This window comes from Streptomyces sp. NPDC006435, assembly GCF_040612315.1.
Classification (GTDB): domain Bacteria; phylum Actinomycetota; class Actinomycetes; order Streptomycetales; family Streptomycetaceae; genus Streptomyces.
On the sequence record NZ_JBEXPY010000007.1, the window covers coordinates 185,564 to 204,805 of the forward strand.

14 protein-coding genes and 1 pseudogene are annotated in these 19,242 nt (G+C 72.1%); 11 read left to right on the top strand and 4 right to left on the bottom strand.

Annotated features, from left to right (window positions below; genetic code table 11):
- The first annotated feature begins 306 nt into the window (after positions 1 to 306).
- On the top strand, positions 307 to 2,535 hold the full coding sequence (gene katG, locus ABZZ04_RS11230; RefSeq protein WP_356931927.1) for a catalase/peroxidase HPI: 2,229 nt from the start codon (positions 307 to 309) through the stop codon (positions 2,533 to 2,535).
- Positions 2,536 to 2,671: 136 nt separating this feature from the next.
- Here katG and ABZZ04_RS11235 read toward each other — a convergent pair whose 3' ends face one another.
- Entirely contained in the window at positions 2,672 to 4,477 is a 1,806-nt protein-coding gene (locus tag ABZZ04_RS11235; RefSeq protein WP_356931928.1) for a protein-arginine deiminase family protein, read from the bottom strand.
- A 210-nt stretch (positions 4,478 to 4,687) separates the two neighbouring features.
- Entirely contained in the window at positions 4,688 to 5,488 is an 801-nt protein-coding gene (locus ABZZ04_RS11240; protein WP_356931929.1) for a helix-turn-helix transcriptional regulator, read from the bottom strand.
- Positions 5,489 to 5,649: 161 nt separating this feature from the next.
- Between ABZZ04_RS11240 and ABZZ04_RS11245 the strand changes: the two genes are divergently transcribed.
- Positions 5,650 to 7,092, top strand: a complete 1,443-nt coding sequence (locus tag ABZZ04_RS11245; protein WP_356931930.1) for an MFS transporter — start codon at positions 5,650 to 5,652, stop codon at positions 7,090 to 7,092.
- A 252-nt stretch (positions 7,093 to 7,344) separates the two neighbouring features.
- On the opposite strand, the gene ABZZ04_RS11250 is transcribed toward ABZZ04_RS11245, so the two are convergent.
- Positions 7,345 to 8,286, bottom strand: coding sequence for a substrate-binding domain-containing protein (locus ABZZ04_RS11250; RefSeq protein WP_356931956.1), 942 nt, complete (start codon positions 8,284 to 8,286; stop codon positions 7,345 to 7,347).
- Positions 8,287 to 8,310: 24 nt separating this feature from the next.
- Positions 8,311 to 8,469: pseudogene (locus ABZZ04_RS11255) on the bottom strand (LacI family DNA-binding transcriptional regulator); the annotation flags it as partial.
- 207 nt (positions 8,470 to 8,676) lie between these two features.
- Between ABZZ04_RS11255 and ABZZ04_RS11260 the strand changes: the two are divergent.
- From ABZZ04_RS11260 to ABZZ04_RS11300, 9 genes are all read left to right on the top strand, one after another.
- Positions 8,677 to 9,945, top strand: coding sequence for an ABC transporter substrate-binding protein (locus ABZZ04_RS11260; protein ID WP_356931931.1), 1,269 nt, complete (start codon positions 8,677 to 8,679; stop codon positions 9,943 to 9,945).
- Positions 9,946 to 10,082: 137 nt separating this feature from the next.
- A complete protein-coding gene (locus ABZZ04_RS11265) occupies positions 10,083 to 10,925 on the top strand; it encodes a sugar ABC transporter permease (protein WP_356931932.1) in 843 nt (280 codons plus the stop codon).
- Positions 10,912 to 11,835 carry a carbohydrate ABC transporter permease gene (locus ABZZ04_RS11270; RefSeq protein ID WP_356931933.1) on the top strand — a complete coding sequence of 308 codons (924 nt, stop codon included), beginning with the start codon at positions 10,912 to 10,914 and terminating at the stop codon, positions 11,833 to 11,835. Before ABZZ04_RS11265 ends, ABZZ04_RS11270 begins: the two co-directional genes overlap by 14 nt.
- Before the next feature lie 44 nt (positions 11,836 to 11,879).
- Entirely contained in the window at positions 11,880 to 12,644 is a 765-nt protein-coding gene (locus ABZZ04_RS11275; RefSeq protein ID WP_356931934.1) for an SDR family NAD(P)-dependent oxidoreductase, read from the top strand.
- Positions 12,632 to 14,422: a heparinase II/III family protein gene (locus tag ABZZ04_RS11280; protein WP_356931935.1), complete on the top strand. Its 1,791-nt coding sequence runs from the start codon at positions 12,632 to 12,634 to the stop codon at positions 14,420 to 14,422. The genes ABZZ04_RS11275 and ABZZ04_RS11280 overlap by 13 nt, the downstream gene beginning before the upstream one ends.
- A gap of 3 nt (positions 14,423 to 14,425) precedes the next feature.
- On the top strand, positions 14,426 to 16,411 hold the full coding sequence (locus ABZZ04_RS11285) for a hypothetical protein (protein ID WP_356931936.1): 1,986 nt from the start codon (positions 14,426 to 14,428) through the stop codon (positions 16,409 to 16,411).
- Between the two features lie 2 nt (positions 16,412 to 16,413).
- A complete protein-coding gene (locus ABZZ04_RS11290) occupies positions 16,414 to 17,016 on the top strand; it encodes a DUF624 domain-containing protein (protein WP_356931937.1) in 603 nt (200 codons plus the stop codon).
- The gene (locus ABZZ04_RS11295; RefSeq protein ID WP_356931938.1) at positions 17,013 to 18,092 is read left to right on the top strand and encodes a DUF1565 domain-containing protein; all 1,080 of its coding nucleotides are present in this window, start codon (positions 17,013 to 17,015) and stop codon (positions 18,090 to 18,092) included. Before ABZZ04_RS11290 ends, ABZZ04_RS11295 begins: the two co-directional genes overlap by 4 nt.
- Positions 18,089 to 19,237, top strand: a complete 1,149-nt coding sequence (locus tag ABZZ04_RS11300) for an SGNH/GDSL hydrolase family protein (protein WP_356931939.1) — start codon at positions 18,089 to 18,091, stop codon at positions 19,235 to 19,237. The genes ABZZ04_RS11295 and ABZZ04_RS11300 overlap by 4 nt, the downstream gene beginning before the upstream one ends.
- The last annotated feature ends 5 nt before the right edge of the window (positions 19,238 to 19,242 follow it).

Here is a 19,242-nt window from a genome sequence, read left to right on the forward strand (position 1 = left end):
GCAGGCCAAGGGAACGGGAAAGTCCGGTACAACGGGAGACTGAGACATGACGGGACCACTGCGGACGTGACGAGCGGTGCTCTCCGGCGAACGGCGAACACGCGTGGCACGCCCTTCAGGACCGAGCGGGACGCCGGCCACCCGGGCGTCGAGGCGTCCCACCCGCCTCCCCGGACGCGCGTACCGCGCGGCAGTCCGTCACAAGGTCGGTGATCCCCGTACCGGCGATTCCCGTACCAGCAACGCCCGTGGACCTGTGCTTACGGCTTCTGAACGATGTGACCCGCTCGGCCCGGAAGGATTCCCATGTCTGAGAACCACGACGCGTCCGTCACCGTCCCGGAGGCGGAGGGGGCAAGCGGTGGCTGCCCCGTCGCGCACGAGCGCGCGCCGCACCCCACGCAGGGCGGCGGAAACCGCCAGTGGTGGTCGGAGCGCCTCAACTTGAAGATCCTCGCGAAGAACCCCGCCGTCGCGAACCCGCTCGGTGAGGAGTTCGACTACGCCGAGGCGTTCCGGGCCCTCGACCTGGCGGCCGTGAAGCGGGACATCGCGGAGGTGCTGACCACCTCGCAGGACTGGTGGCCCGCCGACTTCGGCCACTACGGCCCGCTGATGATCCGCATGGCCTGGCACAGCGCCGGTACGTACCGGATCAGCGACGGCCGCGGCGGCGCGGGCGCGGGGCAGCAGCGTTTCGCCCCGCTCAACAGCTGGCCGGACAACGGCAACCTCGACAAGGCCCGCCGTCTGCTGTGGCCGGTCAAGAAGAAGTACGGCCAGTCGATCTCCTGGGCCGACCTGCTGATCCTCACCGGCAACGTCGCGCTGGAGTCGATGGGCTTCGAGACCTTCGGTTTCGCGGGCGGCCGCGCGGACGTGTGGGAGTCCGAGGAGGACGTCTACTGGGGCCCCGAGACCACCTGGCTCGGCGACGAGCGCTACACCGGTGACCGGGAGCTGGAGAACCCGCTGGGCGCCGTGCAGATGGGCCTCATCTACGTCAACCCCGAGGGCCCCAACGGCAACCCGGACCCGGTCGCCGCGGCCCGCGACATCCGCGAGACGTTCCGCCGCATGGCGATGAACGACGAGGAGACCGTCGCCCTCATCGCGGGCGGCCACACCTTCGGCAAGACCCACGGCGCGGGCCCGGCCGACAACGTGGGCGCCGACCCCGAGGCCGCTCCGATCGAGGCACAGGGTCTGGGCTGGGCGAGCACGCACGGCACCGGCAAGGGCGGCGACGCCATCACCAGCGGTCTGGAGGTCACCTGGACCTCCACCCCGACCCGGTGGAGCAACGAGTTCTTCAAGAACCTCTTCGAGTACGAGTACGAGCTCGGAAAGAGCCCGGCCGGCGCCCACCAGTGGGTGGCGAAGAACGCCGAGCCGATCATCCCCGACGCGCACGACCCGTCGAAGAAGCACCTCCCGACGATGCTCACCACCGACCTGTCGCTCCGCTTCGACCCGGTCTACGAGCAGATCTCGCGGCGCTTCTACGAGAACCCGGACGAGTTCGCCGACGTCTTCGCCCGCGCATGGTTCAAGCTGACCCACCGCGACATGGGCCCGGTCTCGCTCTACCTCGGCCCGGAGGTCCCCACCGAGGTCCAGCTGTGGCAGGACCCGCTGCCCGAGCGCACCCACGAGCTGATCGACGCCGCGGACATCGCCTCCCTCAAGGAGCGGATCCTCGGCTCGGACCTCACCGTCCCGCAGCTCGTGTCCGCCGCCTGGGCCTCGGCCTCGTCCTTCCGCGGCAGCGACAAGCGCGGCGGCGCCAACGGCGGCCGCGTCCGCCTGGAGCCGCAGCGCAGCTGGGAGGTCAACAACCCCGACGACCTGGCGGCGGTGCTGCGCACCCTGGAGGGCATCCAGGAGTCCTTCAACTCCGCGCAGACCGGCGGCAAGCAGGTCTCGATGGCCGACCTGATCGTGCTCGCGGGCGGTGCGGCCGTCGAGCGGGCGGCCGCGGACGGCGGCGTGGACATCGAGGTGCCGTTCACGCCGGGCCGTGTCGACGCGGCGCAGGAGCAGACCGACGTGGAGTCGTTCGCCGCCCTGGAGCCGGCCGCCGACGGGTTCCGCAACTACGTCGGCAAGGGCAACCGGCTGCGCGCCGAGTACCTGCTGCTCGACCGGGCGAGCCTGCTGGACCTGAGCGCGCCCGAGATGACCGTCCTCGTCGGCGGTCTGCGCGTCCTGGGCGCCAACCACCAGCAGTCCGGGCACGGCGTCCTCACCGACGCCCCGGGCACGCTGACCAACGACTTCTTCGTCAACCTGCTCGACCTGGGTACGACGTGGACGTCGGCGTCCGGGGCACAGGACGTCTTCGAGGGCCGCGACTGCGCCACCGGCGAGGTCAGGTGGACCGGCACCCGTGCCGACCTGGTGTTCGGTTCGAACTCGGAGCTGCGCGCCCTCGCCGAGGTCTACGCGAGCGACGACGCCAGGGAGAAGTTCGTGCGCGACTTCGCCGCGGCGTGGGCCAAGGTGATGGACCTCGACCGGTTCGACCTCGTCTGACGCGTCCGGCGCTCCGACGGGCGGGGCCGGGCCGGGCATCTTCGCCCGGTCCGGCCCCGCCCGGAGGCCGACGGCCGGGTGCCGGTGCCCGCACCGGCGCCGGCATCCGGCATCCGGCATCCGGCATCCGGCCGTGCTACCGGCCGATGTCGCGCAGCGCGTTCGTCGCGCAGTGCACCTCGCCGCCGCCGAGGTGGGCCCAGGAGAAGTTCTCCACCCAGTGCACCCGTACGCCGTTGGCCGTCAGTCGCCGCTCGGCCTCCGCCCGGAACAGGTCGCGCCCGGCGAGCCGGGGGCCGTGCGGCGCGGGGGCCGCGAAGTCCCCGGCCGTCAGCGACAGGCCGTTGGCCAGGGCCGGGGAGAAGGCGATGTGGCGGCCGTTCGCCCCCGGCGTGTCGGTCACCCGGAAGTAGAGCACCGGCAGTCGCACCAGTTCGGCGGGCTTCAGCCCGGTCGCCCGCAGCAGCACCCGCACCTGCTCGTCGATGCGGCGTGCGGCGTCCTCGTTGTCGCCCTTGGCAGCGTCGTAGCGCAGGAATTCGTCGACGGTGGGCTTGTCCTCCGCGTCGGTGTCGGCGAACAGCCGCTGCCCGCCCTCCCCTGCCGCCCGGACCTTCTCCAGCAGCCCGATCGCGAGCCGGGGGTCGGAGACGGCGAGGGTCCAGCCGCGCGCGTTGTCGGCGCGCACGACGTGCACGGTCTCGTCGGCGTGGCCGACCAGCAGCCATGAGGTGTCGATCACCACGGGCGGCTGTTCCCGCTGGTCGCGCAGCATCCGCACGAACGACGGATCGGGGCGGCGGTCCGCCGAGCTCCCGTACACCACGCGGCCCTTCGGGTAGCCCCGGTACGGGGGCAGCGACTCGATGTTGCCGGTGAAGTTGAGGAGTTCGTCGACGTTGTCCGGGCGGTCGGTGGTGTACTGCTGGACGACGCCCACGCCCGGCCCGCGCAGGTCCTTGAAGAGGAGCCGTCCGGCCCGTCGCAGGCTCGCACTCGTGCCGTCGGGGGACTTCCAGTAGTTCGGCGAGCGCAGCAGGATCCGCATCGTCTGCGGCCCGCCGGGGCCCGGCCTGGTCGCATAGGCCGGTTCGGCGATGTCCTGCCGCCAGATGTCCTTCCACCACTGGGCACCGCCCGGCTGGAACCGCAGTTCGCGGTCGGGGAGCCCCACGGCGCGGGTCGCTGTGCGCAGCGACCCGGCGAACTCCTTCCACCCGCCGGGCACCCGGGTGGCGGTTGGGACCTCCGCGGGCTGTCCCGGACCCTTCCCGGGGGCGGCGGCGAAGACGTGCCGGGCGCGCTGGAGGTCGTGCTGGAGGAGGACGGGGGCGACGCTCATCCCGAGCCGCGCGCTGTCGGTGCGCCCGCGGTCGGTGACGGCGAGGGTCACGACGATCCGGCCGTCCCACCGGGTCCGGTCGCGGACGACGTCCCGCCCCTCGACGGCGAGCCGCACGCCGCGGCGCAGGTCGCGCGCGGTCAGTGCCCCGTCGGTGCCGAGCGGGGTGTACCGGTCGCCCTCCCGTACGAAGATCCGGACGTACGGCCGCTGCGCGGCGGGCACCGTGAGCCTGCCGACGGCGTCCTCGCCGACCGCCGTGGGCGGCACCAGGAGCGGGGTGAGGTCCTTGGCGTCCTCGGGGCCGTTCACCACCTCGTCCGCGGCGTCGTGGCAGGCCGCGAGGCGTTCGTCCACGGCCACGTCCAGCCGGTCGAGGTCGCCGGGGAGCAGTGTGCAGCGGCGCGAGTCGTCGTCGAGGTTGGGCAGGAACACCGTGCCGAGCGGTGCTTCGATCCGGGGTGCGGGGGTTTCGGCCGCGGAGCGCGGGGCGGCACCCGCGTCGGCCGGGGCCATCACGGACGCCGTCACCGCGGCGCAGCAGATACCGGTCACCACGGCCCGCAGCGCGGGGCGGGGCCGGTCGGCGGAGAAGTGCATGGAAGTGCCTTCCGAGGCAGTGCCGTCAGGAGAACCTGGATCGCGCTCCACTGTGCCGCCCGCCGCCTACCGTTCACGTCCTGCACAGGGGCGAGCCGGGAGTAAACCCTTCGATGCAGTAACCGCCGTGGTGCCCCACCCACGGGCCGGGAGGCCGATGGACCCGGAGGTCCATCCGGTCCGCTCGCCGCTGGCCGGGGCCCGCCGCGGTCATTCACCGGCGACGCTCGCGGCGGATGCCTCGAACGAGGCGTCGCCCTTGAGGTAGCGTCCCGGGGACGTACCGACGGTTCGCCGGAACGCCGCGAGGAAGGCGCTCGGTGTCGCGTATCCCACGGTGTGTGCGACCCGGGAGACGGGCTGCCCCTCGGCGAGCAGGGGAAGGGCGGCACGCAGCCGCAGCTGGGTGCGCCAACGGTCGAAGTTCATGCCGGTGTCATGGACGAACAGCCGGGTCAGGGTGCGTCGGCTCACTCCGACGGCCCGGGCGTGGGCCTCCAGGCTCCGTGGGTCCGCGGGGTCGGCGAGCAGTGTGTCGGCCACGGCGCGTACGCGGTCGTCGGTGGGGTCCGGCACGTCGATGGGCGTGGCCGGCAGCGGTCGCAGCAGATCCGGCACGACCGCCTCGGCCCGTAGCCGCGCGTCATCGGGGAGGTCCTCGCGGCCGAGGTGGGAGATCAGGTGGGCCAGTAGCCTGTCGACGCCGACGGGTGTGGGTTCCGCCCAGTTCAGCTCGCATCCGTCCGGCTCGAAGTAGAGGCTGCACAGCACCGCGTCACGGGTCGCGCCGGTCCGGTGGACGACCCCCGCGGGCAGCCACAGCGCCCGTGTGGGCGGCAGGACCCAGTGGGTGTCGCCGACGGCGACACCGAGCACACCGCGCCGCGCCCAGGCCAACTGGTGCTGCGGGTGGCTGTGCGGGACGAACCACTGCCCGGACTCCAACGGAAAGTTCCCGACGACGATTGCGCCCGCCCCGGGCGGGACGGCTCCCACGACATACTCGGCCATGGCCCCAACCTATGGCCTCAACGCGACATGACGTGGCCCGGTGGCGCATAGCGGCCCGCACGGCCGGTGCATAGCGTTGCCCGCATGCCTGTCGACCACTCATCGCGCCATGGGCGCTGCCGCAGTTCGCAGAATCCGTTCACACGTACCGGACGCTCGGCATGACGTCGGTACCGGTCATGTCCACCGCCGACGCCCTCGGGCGCCGCGGGCCCGCCCTGGTGGTGCTGTGCTTCGTACAGTTCATGCTCGTCCTGGACGACAACGTGGTGAGCGTCGCGCTGCCCAGCATGCGCGAGGACCTCGGCTTCGGCACCGCGGGCCTGGCCTGGGTCGTCAACGCCTACTTCCTCGCCTTCGGCGGGCTGCTGCTGCTGTTCGGCCGCGCGGCCGACCTGCTGGGCCGCAGACGCGTCTTCCTGACCGGTGTCGCGCTGTTCGGTGCGGCGAGCCTGGTCTGCGGGCTCGCGCAGGAGCCCTGGCAGCTCGTGGCCGGACGGTTCGCCCAGGGCACGGGAGCGGCCATGGCCGCCCCGGCCTCGCTGGCGCTGATCGCGCTGCTGTTCCCCGGTACCGAGGAGCGTGCCAGGGCGTTCGGCATCTGGGGCGGGATCGCGGCCCTGGGCGGCACGGCGGGCCTGGTGATCTCCGGCGCGCTGACCGGCCTGGCGTCCTGGCGCTGGATCTTCCTGATCAATCTGCCGGTGGCCCTGGCGGCCGTGGTGCTGCTGCCGCGCCTGGTCCCGGAGAGCCGGGCCGGGCAGGCGGTGCGTCTCGACATACCCGGTGCGGTACTCGGCACCGGTGCCCTGGTGTCCCTGGTCCACGGTCTGCTCCGGGCCGGGGAGTCGGGCCGGGAGAACCCGGCCGTTGTCGGGTCCTTGGTTCTGGCCGTGCTCCTGGCCATCGCGTTCGTCGCGGTCGAGGCACGCACCGCCGAGCCGCTGGTGCCGCTGTCGTTCCTGTCCTTCCGGATCCGCGCCGTCGCCAACGGGGCGAGCCTGCTGTTCTCCGCCGCCATGTACGCGATGGCCTTCCTCCTGATGGTGCACCTGCAGACCGTGCTGGGCTACCGCCCGCTCGCGGCCGGCCTCGCCTACCTGCCCTACGGTGCCGGCATCCTCGCGGGCATGTGGCTCTCCTCCCGAGCGGTGGCCCGGCTCGGCGTGCGCCCGGCCCTCGTCCTGTCGTTCCTGCTCGGCTCGGCCGGGCTGCTGCTGCTGTCCGGCGTGGAACCGGGCGACGGCTACGCCTCCGGAGTGCTGCCCGGCATGCTCGTCACCAGCCTCGGATGCGGGCTGGGTCTGCCCGCCCTGACCGTCGCCGCGCTCACCGGCACCACCGAGGAGAACGCCGGGCTCGGCTCGGCCGTCCTGAGCTCCGTTCAACAGGTCGGTGGCGCGGTGGGGGTGGCGGTACTGGTCGCCCTGGCCGCGCGCCACGGCGACGCCTCGGCCGTACGGGGCAGCTCCCCGCACGCCGCGACGGAGGGCTTCTCCCTCGCCCTCACCGCCGCTGCCGCGCTCCTCGTGCTCGGCGCCGTCCTCATGGGCACGTTCCTCGGGAAGAGCGACCGCCCTGCCGACGGCCGTGCCACAGCATGAACCCCTCGCCGTGAAGGGGGACATGACAGCCCTTGGGCTCCTGGAACATCCGTCCGGGCCGTTCGAGGTCGGTCAGGGGCTCGGCACCGGGGAGCGAGGCGACCGCGTCCGGGCAACCGATGCGCGGCACCGTCCCTTTCAGCAGGTCGACGGGCGGCACGGCGCCCCACCGGCGCCCCGTTCCCCACCGGCTCGACCCGCCCCTTTCGGACCGGGCAGCCGCGTCCCCGTACGCCGTTCCCGGGACCCGCTTCAGGCAGGCTGCCCCTCCGTCGACCGCTTCGCCGCGGGCACCGTTGCCGACGCGCAGCCGAGCACCGGGGCCGGGGCCGTCGATTCGCGGACGACCAGTCTCGGCCGGATGAGCAGGGAGCGGCCCGCCGCGGGAGCCGCGTCGATCCGGGCCCGCAGCTGCTGGAACGTCTCCGCGGCCATCTCCGGCAGCGGCTGGCGGACCGTGGTGAGCGGGGGTTCGAAGAGGTCGGCGAGGAGGATGTCGTCGAAGCCGACCACGGAAACGTCCTGGCCCGCGCTGCGTCCGGCGTCCTTGGCCCCCCGGCAGATGCCGATCGCGCACATGTCGTTGATGGCGACGAACGCGGTGGGCGGGCGGGGGCCGCAGAGGAGCTCCCTGGCCGCGTTCCGGCCCAGCTCGGCCGCGTCCTTGTCGCCGAACTCGGCGGTGTCGGCGCCGGGCCAGACGATCGCGTCGGCCGGGTCGAGGCCGGCCGACTCCAGGGCCGTCCGGAAGCCGCGCAGCCGTTCGCGGCGGTTGACGCTGTGGACCGAACCGGAGACGAACGCCAGCCTCCGGTGACCGAGTTCGATCAGATGGCGGGTGGCGAGCTCGGCGCCCATCGCGTTGTCGACGCTGATCGAGGCCAGTGACGGCGGGTCGCCCGCCTGCGCGGCACGGTCGAAGGCGACCATCTTCAGACCGCGGCTGAGCAGCGGCGTCACGTGTTCGAGCGAGGGCAGCGAGGAGCAGAGCACCACTCCGCTGACCCCGTCCGCGAGCAGTTCCTCGCCGTACTTCAGCTCGCGGGCCGGGTCGCGCTCGCTATTGCAGAGCAGCACGTGGTAGCCCTCGGCGAGCGCGATGGCCTCCAGCTCCCGTGCGAGCGCCCCCCAGAAGGGGTTGGCGACGGACGGCACGATGAGGCCGATGACCTTGATGCGTCCGGTGCGCAGCATCCGTGCCGCGCGGTTGGGCCGGTAGCCGAGCTGCTCGATCACCTGCTCCACGCGGGCCAGCGTCGCCGCCTGCATGCGGTTCGTCCGCCCGTTGAGGACGTTGGAGACCGTGCTCGCGGAGACCCCGGCGGCCTCCGCGACCTGATGGATCGTTACCCCGCTCATGCCACCTCCGGTTCGGAATCGTCTGACCGTAGCAGTGTATCGATTTACTGAACAAGGTTCACCGGTTCACCAGTTAACATCCCCGAAAATTCATGTGCATCAGCTGTTGACGTCCCTCTGAGGGCGTTTCTAGCATCACTGCATCGATTTACCAGCGCTTCCCAGCCACTGTCGGGATGTCATCGCTGGATCGATCCACAGCCTCCGCCTCAAAAGGGGTGTCCCATGGAACTCAGAAGACGGTCGTTGCTTGCCGCCATCGGCGCGGGCACCGCTGCCGCAGCCCTCGGCGCATGCGGAACGGGAACGTCGACGGCCGGCTCGGCCGACGGCCCCGCCGAGGGCGAGATCACGCTGCTCACCCCGATCTACGAGGGCGCCGACGGCAAGACGCTGCTGGAGAAGGAGATCCTCGGCGGCTTCCGGAAGAAGTACCCGGACGTCAAGGTGAACGTGGACTACACCACGTACGCGCAGCTCAACGAGAAGATCACCACCGGTCTCGCGGGCGGTCTGCTGCCCGACGTGCTGATGATGGGCGTGGGCTGGATCCCGCCGTTCGCCGCGAAGAAGGCGATCGCCGAACTGCCGGAGAAGCTCGCCGCCGCGCACGACTACGAGGAGCGGGTGCTGGAGCCGTCCCGGTACGACGGCAAGCTGTACGCGCTGCCGGTCGTCCTCGACACCCGCATCGTCGTCTACCGCAAGGACCACTTCGCCGAGGCAGGCATCAAGAAGACCCCGGCGAACTGGGCCGAACTGCGTGCCGTGGCCAAGCAGCTCACCAGGAACGGCCGGATCGGCTTCGACCCGTTCTCGATCGATCTGCGCCAGTGCTGGGAGACCTTCCTGTTCGCCAACGGCGGCCAACTGTTCAGCGCCGACGGCAAGAAGGTGCTGTTCACCGATGCCCGGGGCGTCGAGGCCCTGCAGTTCTTCAAGGACCTCATCAAGGACGGCTCCGCCGACTACGCCAAGAAGACGGACGCCGGCGCCCCGTCCAACGTACAGACCGGCAGGGCGTCGATGATGATGACGACCAGCGCGCTGTGGAAGCAGGCCGAGGAGCAGACGCCGGACCTGCTGAAGGACGACAAGCTCGGGGCGTTCATCCTCGCCAACCGCAAGCCCGCGATGCTCCAGGGCGGCACCCTCGTCACCCAGTCCGCCAGTTCCAAGCACCCGGCGGCGGCCCGTGCGCTCGTCGAGTACCTGGCGACGCCCGAGTCGATCATCGGCGCCGCCAGGCAGCGTGGTTCGGTGCCCGGTCTGAAGGACCTCAGCGACACCTCGTACGTGAAGGAGAACAAGTTCGTCGACCTCTCCCTGCGGAGCATGGGTGACGCGTGTTCCGAGGGCGGAACCGCCGCCTGGATGGAGATCCGCGAGAAGATCAAGCCCACGCTGGAGCCCGCGATCGTGGGCAGCCAGTCCGCGAAGGACGCCATCGCGGAACTCGGCCGGCTCGCCGAGGCCGCCATCGGCCGGATGTAAGGACCCGTACCGTGGGAGCAACATCCGTACTCAAGGCCCGGCCCGCCCGGCCGCCCTCCCCCGCCGGGCAGCCGGTCGCGAAAAAACGTCCCGGCCGCGCACCGGTGGGACCGGGGCGCCGCAGGCAGCGTGCAGGCATGCTCATGGTGGCGCCCGCGCTGCTGCACGCCTCGCTCTGGATCGGTCTGCCGGTCGTCGCGTCGGTGGTGCTGGCCTTCACCAAGTACGACGTGCTGACGCCGCCGCAGTTCGTGGGGCTGGACAACTTCCGGGACATGATGGGCGACGCGGTCTTCCGCAAGTCCATCGTCAACACCGTCGTCTACACCTTCTTCACCGTGCCGTTCGGCATGATGCTGGGGCTGCTGATGGCCCTGGCGCTGCACACCGGGCTGAAGGCGCGGGGCGTCTTCCGCACCGCGGTCTTCCTGCCGCAGGTGACGGCGACCGTCGCCATCGCGCTGGTCTGGCTGTGGATCTACAACCCGGGCAACGGGCTGCTGAACACGCTCCTGTCGTTCCTCGGGATCGACGGACCGGCCTGGCTCTCCTCGACCTCGTGGGCGATGCCGTCGGTGATCCTGGTCGGCATCTGGCAGGGCATCGGGATGAAGATGCTCATCTACCTGGCCGCGCTGCAGTCCCTGCCCAAGGAGTTGTACGAGGCTGCCTCGGTGGACGGCGCCTCGAAGGTGCGGCAGTTCTTCTCGATCACGCTGCCGCTGCTGAAGCCCGCGACGTTCTTCGTGCTCATCACGTCGATGATCAGCGCGTTCCAGTCCTTCGACCAGATCTACATCCTGACCGACGGCGGTCCCGCCAACAGCACCACGATGATGACGTACGAGATCTACAAGTCCGCCTTCCGGGAGTTCCGCGTCGGCTACGCCTGCGCGCAGTCACTGGTGCTGTTCGTGCTGCTGATGGGCTTCACCCTGGTCAACCGGCGGATCATGGGAGGCACCCGTGGCCACAACTGAGCTGCAACGGCCCGGGATCGCGGCGAAGGCCCGGCCCCGCAGGAACGGCAGGCCGCTCTCCGCCGGCCGGGTCGCGCTCTACCTGACCCTCACCGTCGTCTCCCTGCTCATGGTGGTGCCGTTCGTCTGGATGGTGCTCACCTCGCTCAAGACGCCGGTGGAGATCGCCTCGCAGGACGCCGGACTGCTGCCGGAGCACTGGGCGTTCGGGAACTACGTCGACGCGCTGAAGGCGGCGCCGTTCGCGACGTACGCGCGCAACAGCTTCATCATCGCGTTCAGCCACACCGTGATCAACGTGGTGCTCGCGTCGATGGCCGGGTACGCGCTGGCCCGGATCAGGTTCCGGGGCAGCGAGGTCATCTTCTACCTGTTCATCGCCGCGCTGATGATCCCGACCTACACCAAGGTCCTGCCGGAGTTCCTCATCGTCCGCTTCATGCCGCTGGCCGGCGGCAACGACATCTTCGGCCAGGGCGGCAGCGGCTGGCTGGACTCCTGGTGGGCGCTCATCGTCCCGGGCGCGGTCACCCCGTTCGCGGTCTTCCTCTTCCGCCAGTTCTACCTGGACCTCCCGGTGGAGCTGGAGGAGGCGGCCAGGCTCGACGGCCTGGGTGAGTTCCGGATCTACGCCCGCATCATGACCCCGCAGGTCAAGCCCGCGCTCACCACCGTGGCACTGCTGACCTTCGAGTCGTCCTGGAACAACTTCCTGTGGCCGCTGCTGGTGACCCGCACGGACAGCCTGCGGGTGATCCAGGTGGGGCTCTCCGTCTTCAAGACGGAGAACGGCACCCAGTGGCACTTCCTGATGGCCGGCACCACGCTGGCCACCCTGCCCATGGTCGTCCTCTTCCTCATCGGCCAGCGCTACTTCGTGCAGGGATTCGCAACCGCCGGTCTCAAGTGACCGGTTCCGGTCCGAGCGGCCGGTCCTCGAAAGGTTCTCACTCCATGTCTGCTGATCTCAACGGCTCCCGCGCACTGGTGACGGGGGCGGGCCACGGAATCGGCCGCGCCATCGCCGTCGCCCTCGCCGAGGCCGGCGCCGATGTCGCCGTCCACTACCACTCCTCCGCCGACGAGGCCGCGAAGACGGTCTCCGCGATCGAGGCGCTGGGCCGCCGGGCGAAGGCGTTCCGGGCCGACGTCACGGTGACCGCCGATGTGGACCGGCTCGTCGAGGAGGCGACCGGCTTCCTCGGCGGCCTGGACGTCCTCGTCTGCAACGCGGGCCATCTGATCGGCCGGGCCACCGTCGCCGAGATGTCCGACGACCACTTCGACAAGGTCCTCTCCACCAATCTGACGTCCACGTTCCGCACCGTGCGGGCCGCCCTGCCGCACCTCAAGGAGTCCCCGGCCGGGCGCATCGTCACCATGTCCTCGCTGGCCGCGCACAACGGCGGCGGCCCCGGTTCGGTGGCCTACGCGGCGGCCAAGGCCGGAGTCCGCGGCTTCACCAAGGGCCTGGCCAAGGAACTCGGCGGCACCGGAATCACGGTCAACACCGTGGCCCCCGGCTTCATCAAGGGCACCGCCTTCCACGACACGTTCACCGCCCCCGAGGCGCAGCAGGCGATGGAGGCGGGCATCCCGGTCGGCCGGGCCGGCACGCCGGAGGACGTCGCCGCCGCGGTCGTGCACCTGGCCTCGCCGTCGTCCGGCTTCCTGACCGCCACCACGGTGGACATCGACGGTGGCGTGTGGCCGCGTTGAGGCGGATCGCCCGGGAGCGGGGCGGCTGGTGGCACGCGTACGTCTGCCCGGCGCACGGCGTGGAGCTCGACCACGGTGATCTGCTGGCCGGGGTGTTCCCCGAGGGCGGTGCGCGCTGCGCGTACGGCTGCCGGGTGGACGACGAGGCGGTGCGCGGCGCCTGGCTGGTGCTGTCGCACCAGGCGTGGGCGCGGCACCTGCGGGTGCTCGCGCACCGCGGGGAGCGCGCCGAGTCGGTGGCGCGGCTGGTGGAGTACGCCGGGCTGTACGCGGAGCTGGCCACCGAGCGGCACGGCGAGGCGCAGAGCTGGATGCTGCGCGGCCGGCTGTTCCACCAGGCGCTGACCGACGCCATCTGGGCGGTGAACATCGGGCACGCCGTGAGCACGCTCGCCGAGGACTCCACCGACGGCCTGGCCGGGGTGCTGCCGCTGCTGGACTCGCTGGAGGAGGCCGCTCTCGGCGCCCGGGACCTGCTCACCGGCCAGGGCCACCTGGCCTCCAACTACACCGCGTGGCTCAACGCGGCCGGTGCGGCGGCGAGCCGTGCCGCGGCCGCGGCACGCGGCCTGGAGTGGGATGGCGGGAAACGGTGGCTGGAGGGCGAGCACGGGCTGTACGCGCATCTGCGGGTCGCGGTCGCCGACGACGGCTGGGAGTGGGAGGGCAGCACGTACTACCACGGGTTCGTGCTGCGGGCCGCGCTGCTGGCGCTGCGCGGCACCGACCCCGCGGTCCTGCCGTCCGATGTGGTGGACGTGCTGGCCGGGATGACGGACGTGCTGGTGGCGATCGCCACCCCGGGCGGCATTCTCCCGGCGTTGCACGACGGCCCGTACCTGCGCGGTCCGCTCGCCCTGGAGTGGCTCGAACTCGTGGCGCTGGCCCAGCAGTTGGTGCCCTCCCCCGCACTGGACGCGGTGGCCGGGCGGGCCCGGGCCGAGCTCGGCGGGAGCGACGACGGACTCGACGGCGAGCTGGGCGGCTGGTTCGCCGGGCCGCCGCTGGCGGAGCGTCCGGCGCCCGGCCCGGTCACGGTGTTCCCGACGGCCGGGTACGCGGTGCTGCGCCACGCGGGCGTCCACGCACTGCTGGACTTCGGTCCGCACGGCGGCTCGCACGGGCACCGCGACAAGCTGTCGTTGTACCTGTACGGGGACACCACCCCGTGGCAGCCCGATCCCGGCCAGGTGCCGTACGCGCACATGGAGTTCCGTGAGCTGTACGCCTCGACCGAGGCCCACCCCGCGTTCCGGGCGGGCGGTTCGGAGCAGGCCGAGTGCGCCGGCCGGCTGCTGGGCTCGGACGGTTCGTCCGTCACCGCCGAGGTGACGACGGCGTACGAGGGGGTCCGGGCGGTGCGCCGGGTCGTGCTCGGCGACGGCTATCTGGTCGACCTGCTGACCGTGGACGCCGGGACCGAGCGGAGCCTGGCCGCGCAGCTGCGCCCCGGTGTCGCGCTGGACGTCCAGCTCCAGCCCTCGGGCGAGGTGCGCACCACCTGGTACGGCGACGAGATCCTGCACGGCTGGCACACCCACACCCCGGGCCGGACCGTGCGCCCGGTCACCCGGCCGGGTCCGGGCCCGGCGGACGATCCGCAACGGGTGCGCACCCGGGTCGACTTCACCACGCGGTCGGACCGGGTCACGTTCGCCTCGGTGTACCAGGCGGCATCGGCCGGCCCCGCCGTGAGCGAGGTGCGGCTGGACGGCGACGGGGTGCTGACCGTCGCGCTGACCGACGGAAGTTCCGCGCGGTTTTGGACGGAGGACTGACCCTTGCTGCTCTCGGCGACCCCGCCGCCCGGCCCCCGCCCCGCCCAGGAGGCGCGGCTGTACGAGGAGGCCGCCCGCCACCGCGGGCTGACCCCGCCCCGTACCCATCCCCTCGCCAGCATCACCTGGCTGGGGCCCGCCGCCTCCAACCCGGCGCTCGCGTACCGGGTCGGCGGCGATCCGGCCCATCTGGCGGAGAGCCGGCGCTGGATCGAGGCGGCGGTGCGGCTGCCGCACTGGGGCCGGGCGCACATGCCGGACCACGACCTGGACGCCGGCTGGCTGCTGCACCACCTCGCGCTCGCCCACCGGTGGATCGGCGACGAACTGCCGGACGACGTGGCGGCGCTGCTGCGGTACAAACTGCTGCTCCAGGGACGGCGGATGTACGAGTTCGCGGTGGCGAGCGAGGGCGGCTGGTGGTCGTCCTCGTACTGGCAGAACCACAACTGGATCTGTTACGCGGGCCTGGCGACCGCCGGTTACGTACTGGGCAAGGAGGAGTGGACCGAGCGCGCCAGGGAGAACCTCGGCACGGTCCTCGACCTGATGCCGGACGACGGTTCGCACGCCGAGGGGGTCGTCTACTGGCGCTACGGGGTGCCGTTCCTCGCCATCCACCTGGACCTCCTCCAGGAGGCGGAGGGCATCGACTGGTGGGAGCGGGGCGGGTTCCTCCGCAACACCTTCCGTTACCGGCTGCACCAGACGGCGCCCGGCTTCGCGTTCAACGTCGACCACGGCGACTGCCACGACCGGCGCAGCGGGCACAGCGCCGCCCTGTACTACCGTCTCGCGGCCCGGTACGGCATCCCCGAGGCGCAGTGGATGGGCGATCTCGCCTCGGGCGAACTGCTGTGGCAGGAGGCGTCGGAGAGCGGGGTGCGGCCGGGCATCCTGCCGGAGGCGTACCTCGAACACCTCTGGTACGACCCGTCCGTGGCCGCCGCGCCGCCCACCGCGACGCGGGCGTTCTTCCCGGACCTCGGGCTGCTCTGCGCCCGTACCGGATGGGACGACGACGCCACGCTCGTCTCGTTCAAGGCGAGCCCGGGCGGTGGCCACAAGGCGTGGGAGACCTCGGCGAAGCACCGGGCGGAGAAGGGCTGGGACACTCTCAACCAGGGCCACCACCACCCCGATTCGGGCTCGTTCGTGCTGGTCTCGCAGGGCGGTTTCCTCGCGGTCGACGAGGGCTACAGCAACCGCAAGCGGGCCGCGCACCACAATCTGCTGCTGGTGGACGGGCAGGGGTACGCGGACGAGGACCGGTACCACGTGTACCGGGACGTCCCCCACGAGCGGCAGGCCCGGCAGCGCGACGTGCTGGTCGCCGAGGACTGCGGCTGGGCGCACGCCACGGCGGAGATCGCCGCGATGTACGACCCGGCGCTCGGGGTGCGGCGGCTGGACCGGACCCTGGTGTTCACCCCGTCGGGGCGGCTCGTGCTGCTGGACCTCGCCGAGGCGGACGCGGAGCGGGAGTGGACGTTCCTGCTCCAGACCGACCGGCCGACCGAGCCGCGGCCGGACGGCGGCCGGCTGATCCGGTCCGGGGCGGCGTCGGCGCTGCTGCGGCAATTCGCCCCGCTCGACGCCCGGGTCGTCTCCGAGGTCACCGAGGTCGAGGCCAATCCGACGTCCAGCACGCCGGAACTGCGTCTCACCCGCACCCTGCACACCCTGCGTGCGACAACCGCGCGTTCGTCGAGCGGTCTCTTCCTCACCGCGATCGTCCCGGGTCCCGGGCCGGTCGACGCGCGGCGGGCCGAGTGCGCGGAGGGCGAGGGCGTGGTCCTCGGCGAGGAGACGGTGCTCCTCTCGCCCGTCGCCCGCCGCATCCGTACCGCAGAGGTGTCGGCCGACGCCGCGGCGGTGCTGCTCGACGGTGCCGGGCGCGCCCCGTACGTGGTGGCGGCCACCCGGCTGGAGCTGGACGGCCGGGTGCTGCTCGACGTCCCGGAGCCGTACACAGGAAAGGTCGGCTGATCATGCAGGCAACCCTCTCGTCCGGCTGGCCGACGCTGCTGCGGCGGCTGGAGTTCATCGCCTACCCGGCCGCCGCCGGGGCCGCGTTCACCGTGCTGGCGCTCGGTGTCGTGACCTGGCTGCCAGCGCTCGCCGCGATGGGGTACGCCCTGCAGCGGTGGCGGGCGGAGGGCGACAGCCGTTGTTTCGTCCACACGTTCACCGCGTTCCCCCGGTACTGGCGCGCCCTGTGGCGGCACTCGCTGGTGTCCACGGTCGCCGTGTTCGTCCTGGTCGCCAACATCGTCCATCTGCTGGGCCGTTCGGAGCCGTGGACGTTCGTGCTGCTCGCCGCGCAGGTGGGCATCGCCGCCGCACTCGCCATCCATCACGTGGCGCTCGCGGCGGAGGCGGGCCGCTCGCCGGACGGCACGGTCCGCACCTGGTCGCGCGGGGCGCTGGCCCTCGGTTTCGGGTCACCGGCCCGGGGCACCGCCCTGCTCGGCGCGGTGGTCTCCGCCGCGCTGCTCTCCCTCGTCGTACCGCTGGGCCCCCTGCTCCTCGGCCCCAGCATCCCCGTACTGCTCGCCCTGTCCTTCGCAGACCCCAGGAGGCACACCCCATGAGCCGTGTCCTGCGCACCACCCTCGTCGCCGCGCTCGCCGCCGGCGCGCCGCTCGCCTTCCCCCCGCCGTCGGTGGCCGCCGAGGCCGCCACCGCGTACTACGTGTCACCGTCCGGCAGCGACGCCGACTCCGGTACGTCGGCGGGCTCCCCGCTGGCCACGATCCAGAAGGCGGTCGATCTGGCGCCGACCGGCGCCACGGTGCACCTCGCCGCGGGCACGTACAAGCAGGACGTCGTGACCAAGCGTTCCGGGGTCACCATCACCGGCCCGTCGAACGCCGTGGTGAAGGGGGCCGGCGACGCCCGCATCATCCAGGTGCGGCACGACTCGACGACGCTCAGCGGTTTCACCGTGGACGGGCTGCACGGCTCGTCCTCCGACGTGTCGGGCTACCGCCTCAAACTCATCTATGTCATGAGCACGACCCCCGGTAACGGGGTGGGCGCGCTGCGGATCACCGGGATGACGCTGAAGAACGCCGCCGACGAATGCCTGCGGGTGCGCTACCTGGTGACCGGCGCCGACATCTCCGGGAACACCATCACCGACTGCGGGGTCGCCGACTTCAAGTTCGGCGGGGGCGGCAAGAACGGCGAGGGCATCTACCTCGGCACGGCCCCCGAGCAGCAGGGCGCGAACGGCGCCCCGGACGCGGCGCCCGACGTCAGCAGGAACAACCGCATCCACCACAACACCATCGCCACCCGGGGCAACGAGTGCGTGGACGTGAAGGAGAACTCGACCAACAACTACGTCGAGTACAACGACTGCAGCGGCCAGAAGGACCCCAGCTCCGGCGGGCTGGACGCGCGCGGCAGCGGCAACATCTTCCGCTACAACACCGTTCACGACAACGTCGGCGCGGGCATCCGGCTCGGCGGCGACACCGCGACCGACGGCACCGGCACCAGCGTCTACGGCAACACCATCACCGGCAACGCGGGCGGCGGCATCAAGTTCATGCGCACCCCGCAGGGCCCGGTGTGCACCAACACCATGAGCGGCAACACCGGTGGGAACTCGGTCGGCACCTACGGCGGCGAGTACGACCCGACGGGTGGGTGCCCCCAGTGACCGGGCGGGGACCCGCGAGACGCGGGGTACTGACGGCGGCGGCCTCTCTGGCGGCGGTCGCGGCCGCGGCGCCCGGTGCACGGGCGGCCGAGCAGTCGGGCGGCGGGAGCCGGTCGCGCTGGACGACGTCCTGGGCGACCGCGCAGACCGCGCCGACCGCCACCGACACGGTGGCGGGCGCCGGCCTGACCGACGCCACCTTCACCGCGCACGTACGGCTGTCCGCGGGCGGGAACGTGCGGCTGCGCTACGGGCACGCCTTCGGCACCGTCCCGGTCCTCGTCGGCCCGGTGACGGCGGGCGGCAGACCGGTGACGTTCGGCGGGCGGCGCCAGGCGTGGCTCGCCGCCGGCGCCTCGCTGACCAGTGACCCGGTCGACGGCCTGCGGGCCGCCGAGGCGGCGCGGCTGACGGTGGAGACCCGGCTGCCCGGCCCCACCGGGCCGCTGTCCTTCCACCGCAACACCCACGCCTCGCACTTTGTCGACGGCGAGCGCACCGCATCGGTGTTCCTGCTGACGGGCGTCGAGGTGACGGGGGCGCACGGGCCGGTGGTCGCGGTGCTGGGCGACTCCATCACGGAGGGCGTGGGCACGCCGGACGACGCCGATCTGCGCTGGCCCGACCAGTTGGCCAGGCGGCTGCCCGGCTCCGCCGTCGCCAACCTCGGCATCAGCGGCAACCGGCTGCTGCTGGACGACGCCCGGTTCGGTCCCGGCGGCCAGGCCCGCTTCGACCGCGACGTGCTGTCGCTGCCGGGGCTGCGGACCGTACTGGTCCACCTCGGCGTCAACGACCTCCAGCAACCGCCGAGCCAGACCGATCCGGCGCGCGTCCTGGCCGGGTACCGGCAACTGGTGCTGCGTGCCCGCAACTCCGGTCTGCGGGCGGTCGGCGCGACCATCACCCCGTTCGAGGGCTGGATCCGCTGGACTCCGGAACTGGAGGAGGTCCGGCAGCGGATCAACGCCGCCGTACGGACCGGGCACGTCTTCGACGCCGTGGCCGACTTCGACGCCGCGCTGCGCGACCCGCAACGCCCCTCGCGCATGGCGGCCGCGTACGACAGCGGCGACGGACTCCACCCCAACCCCGCCGGTCACGCCGCGCTGGCCGCGGCCGTCGACCGCCGACACCTTCTGTGAGGGCC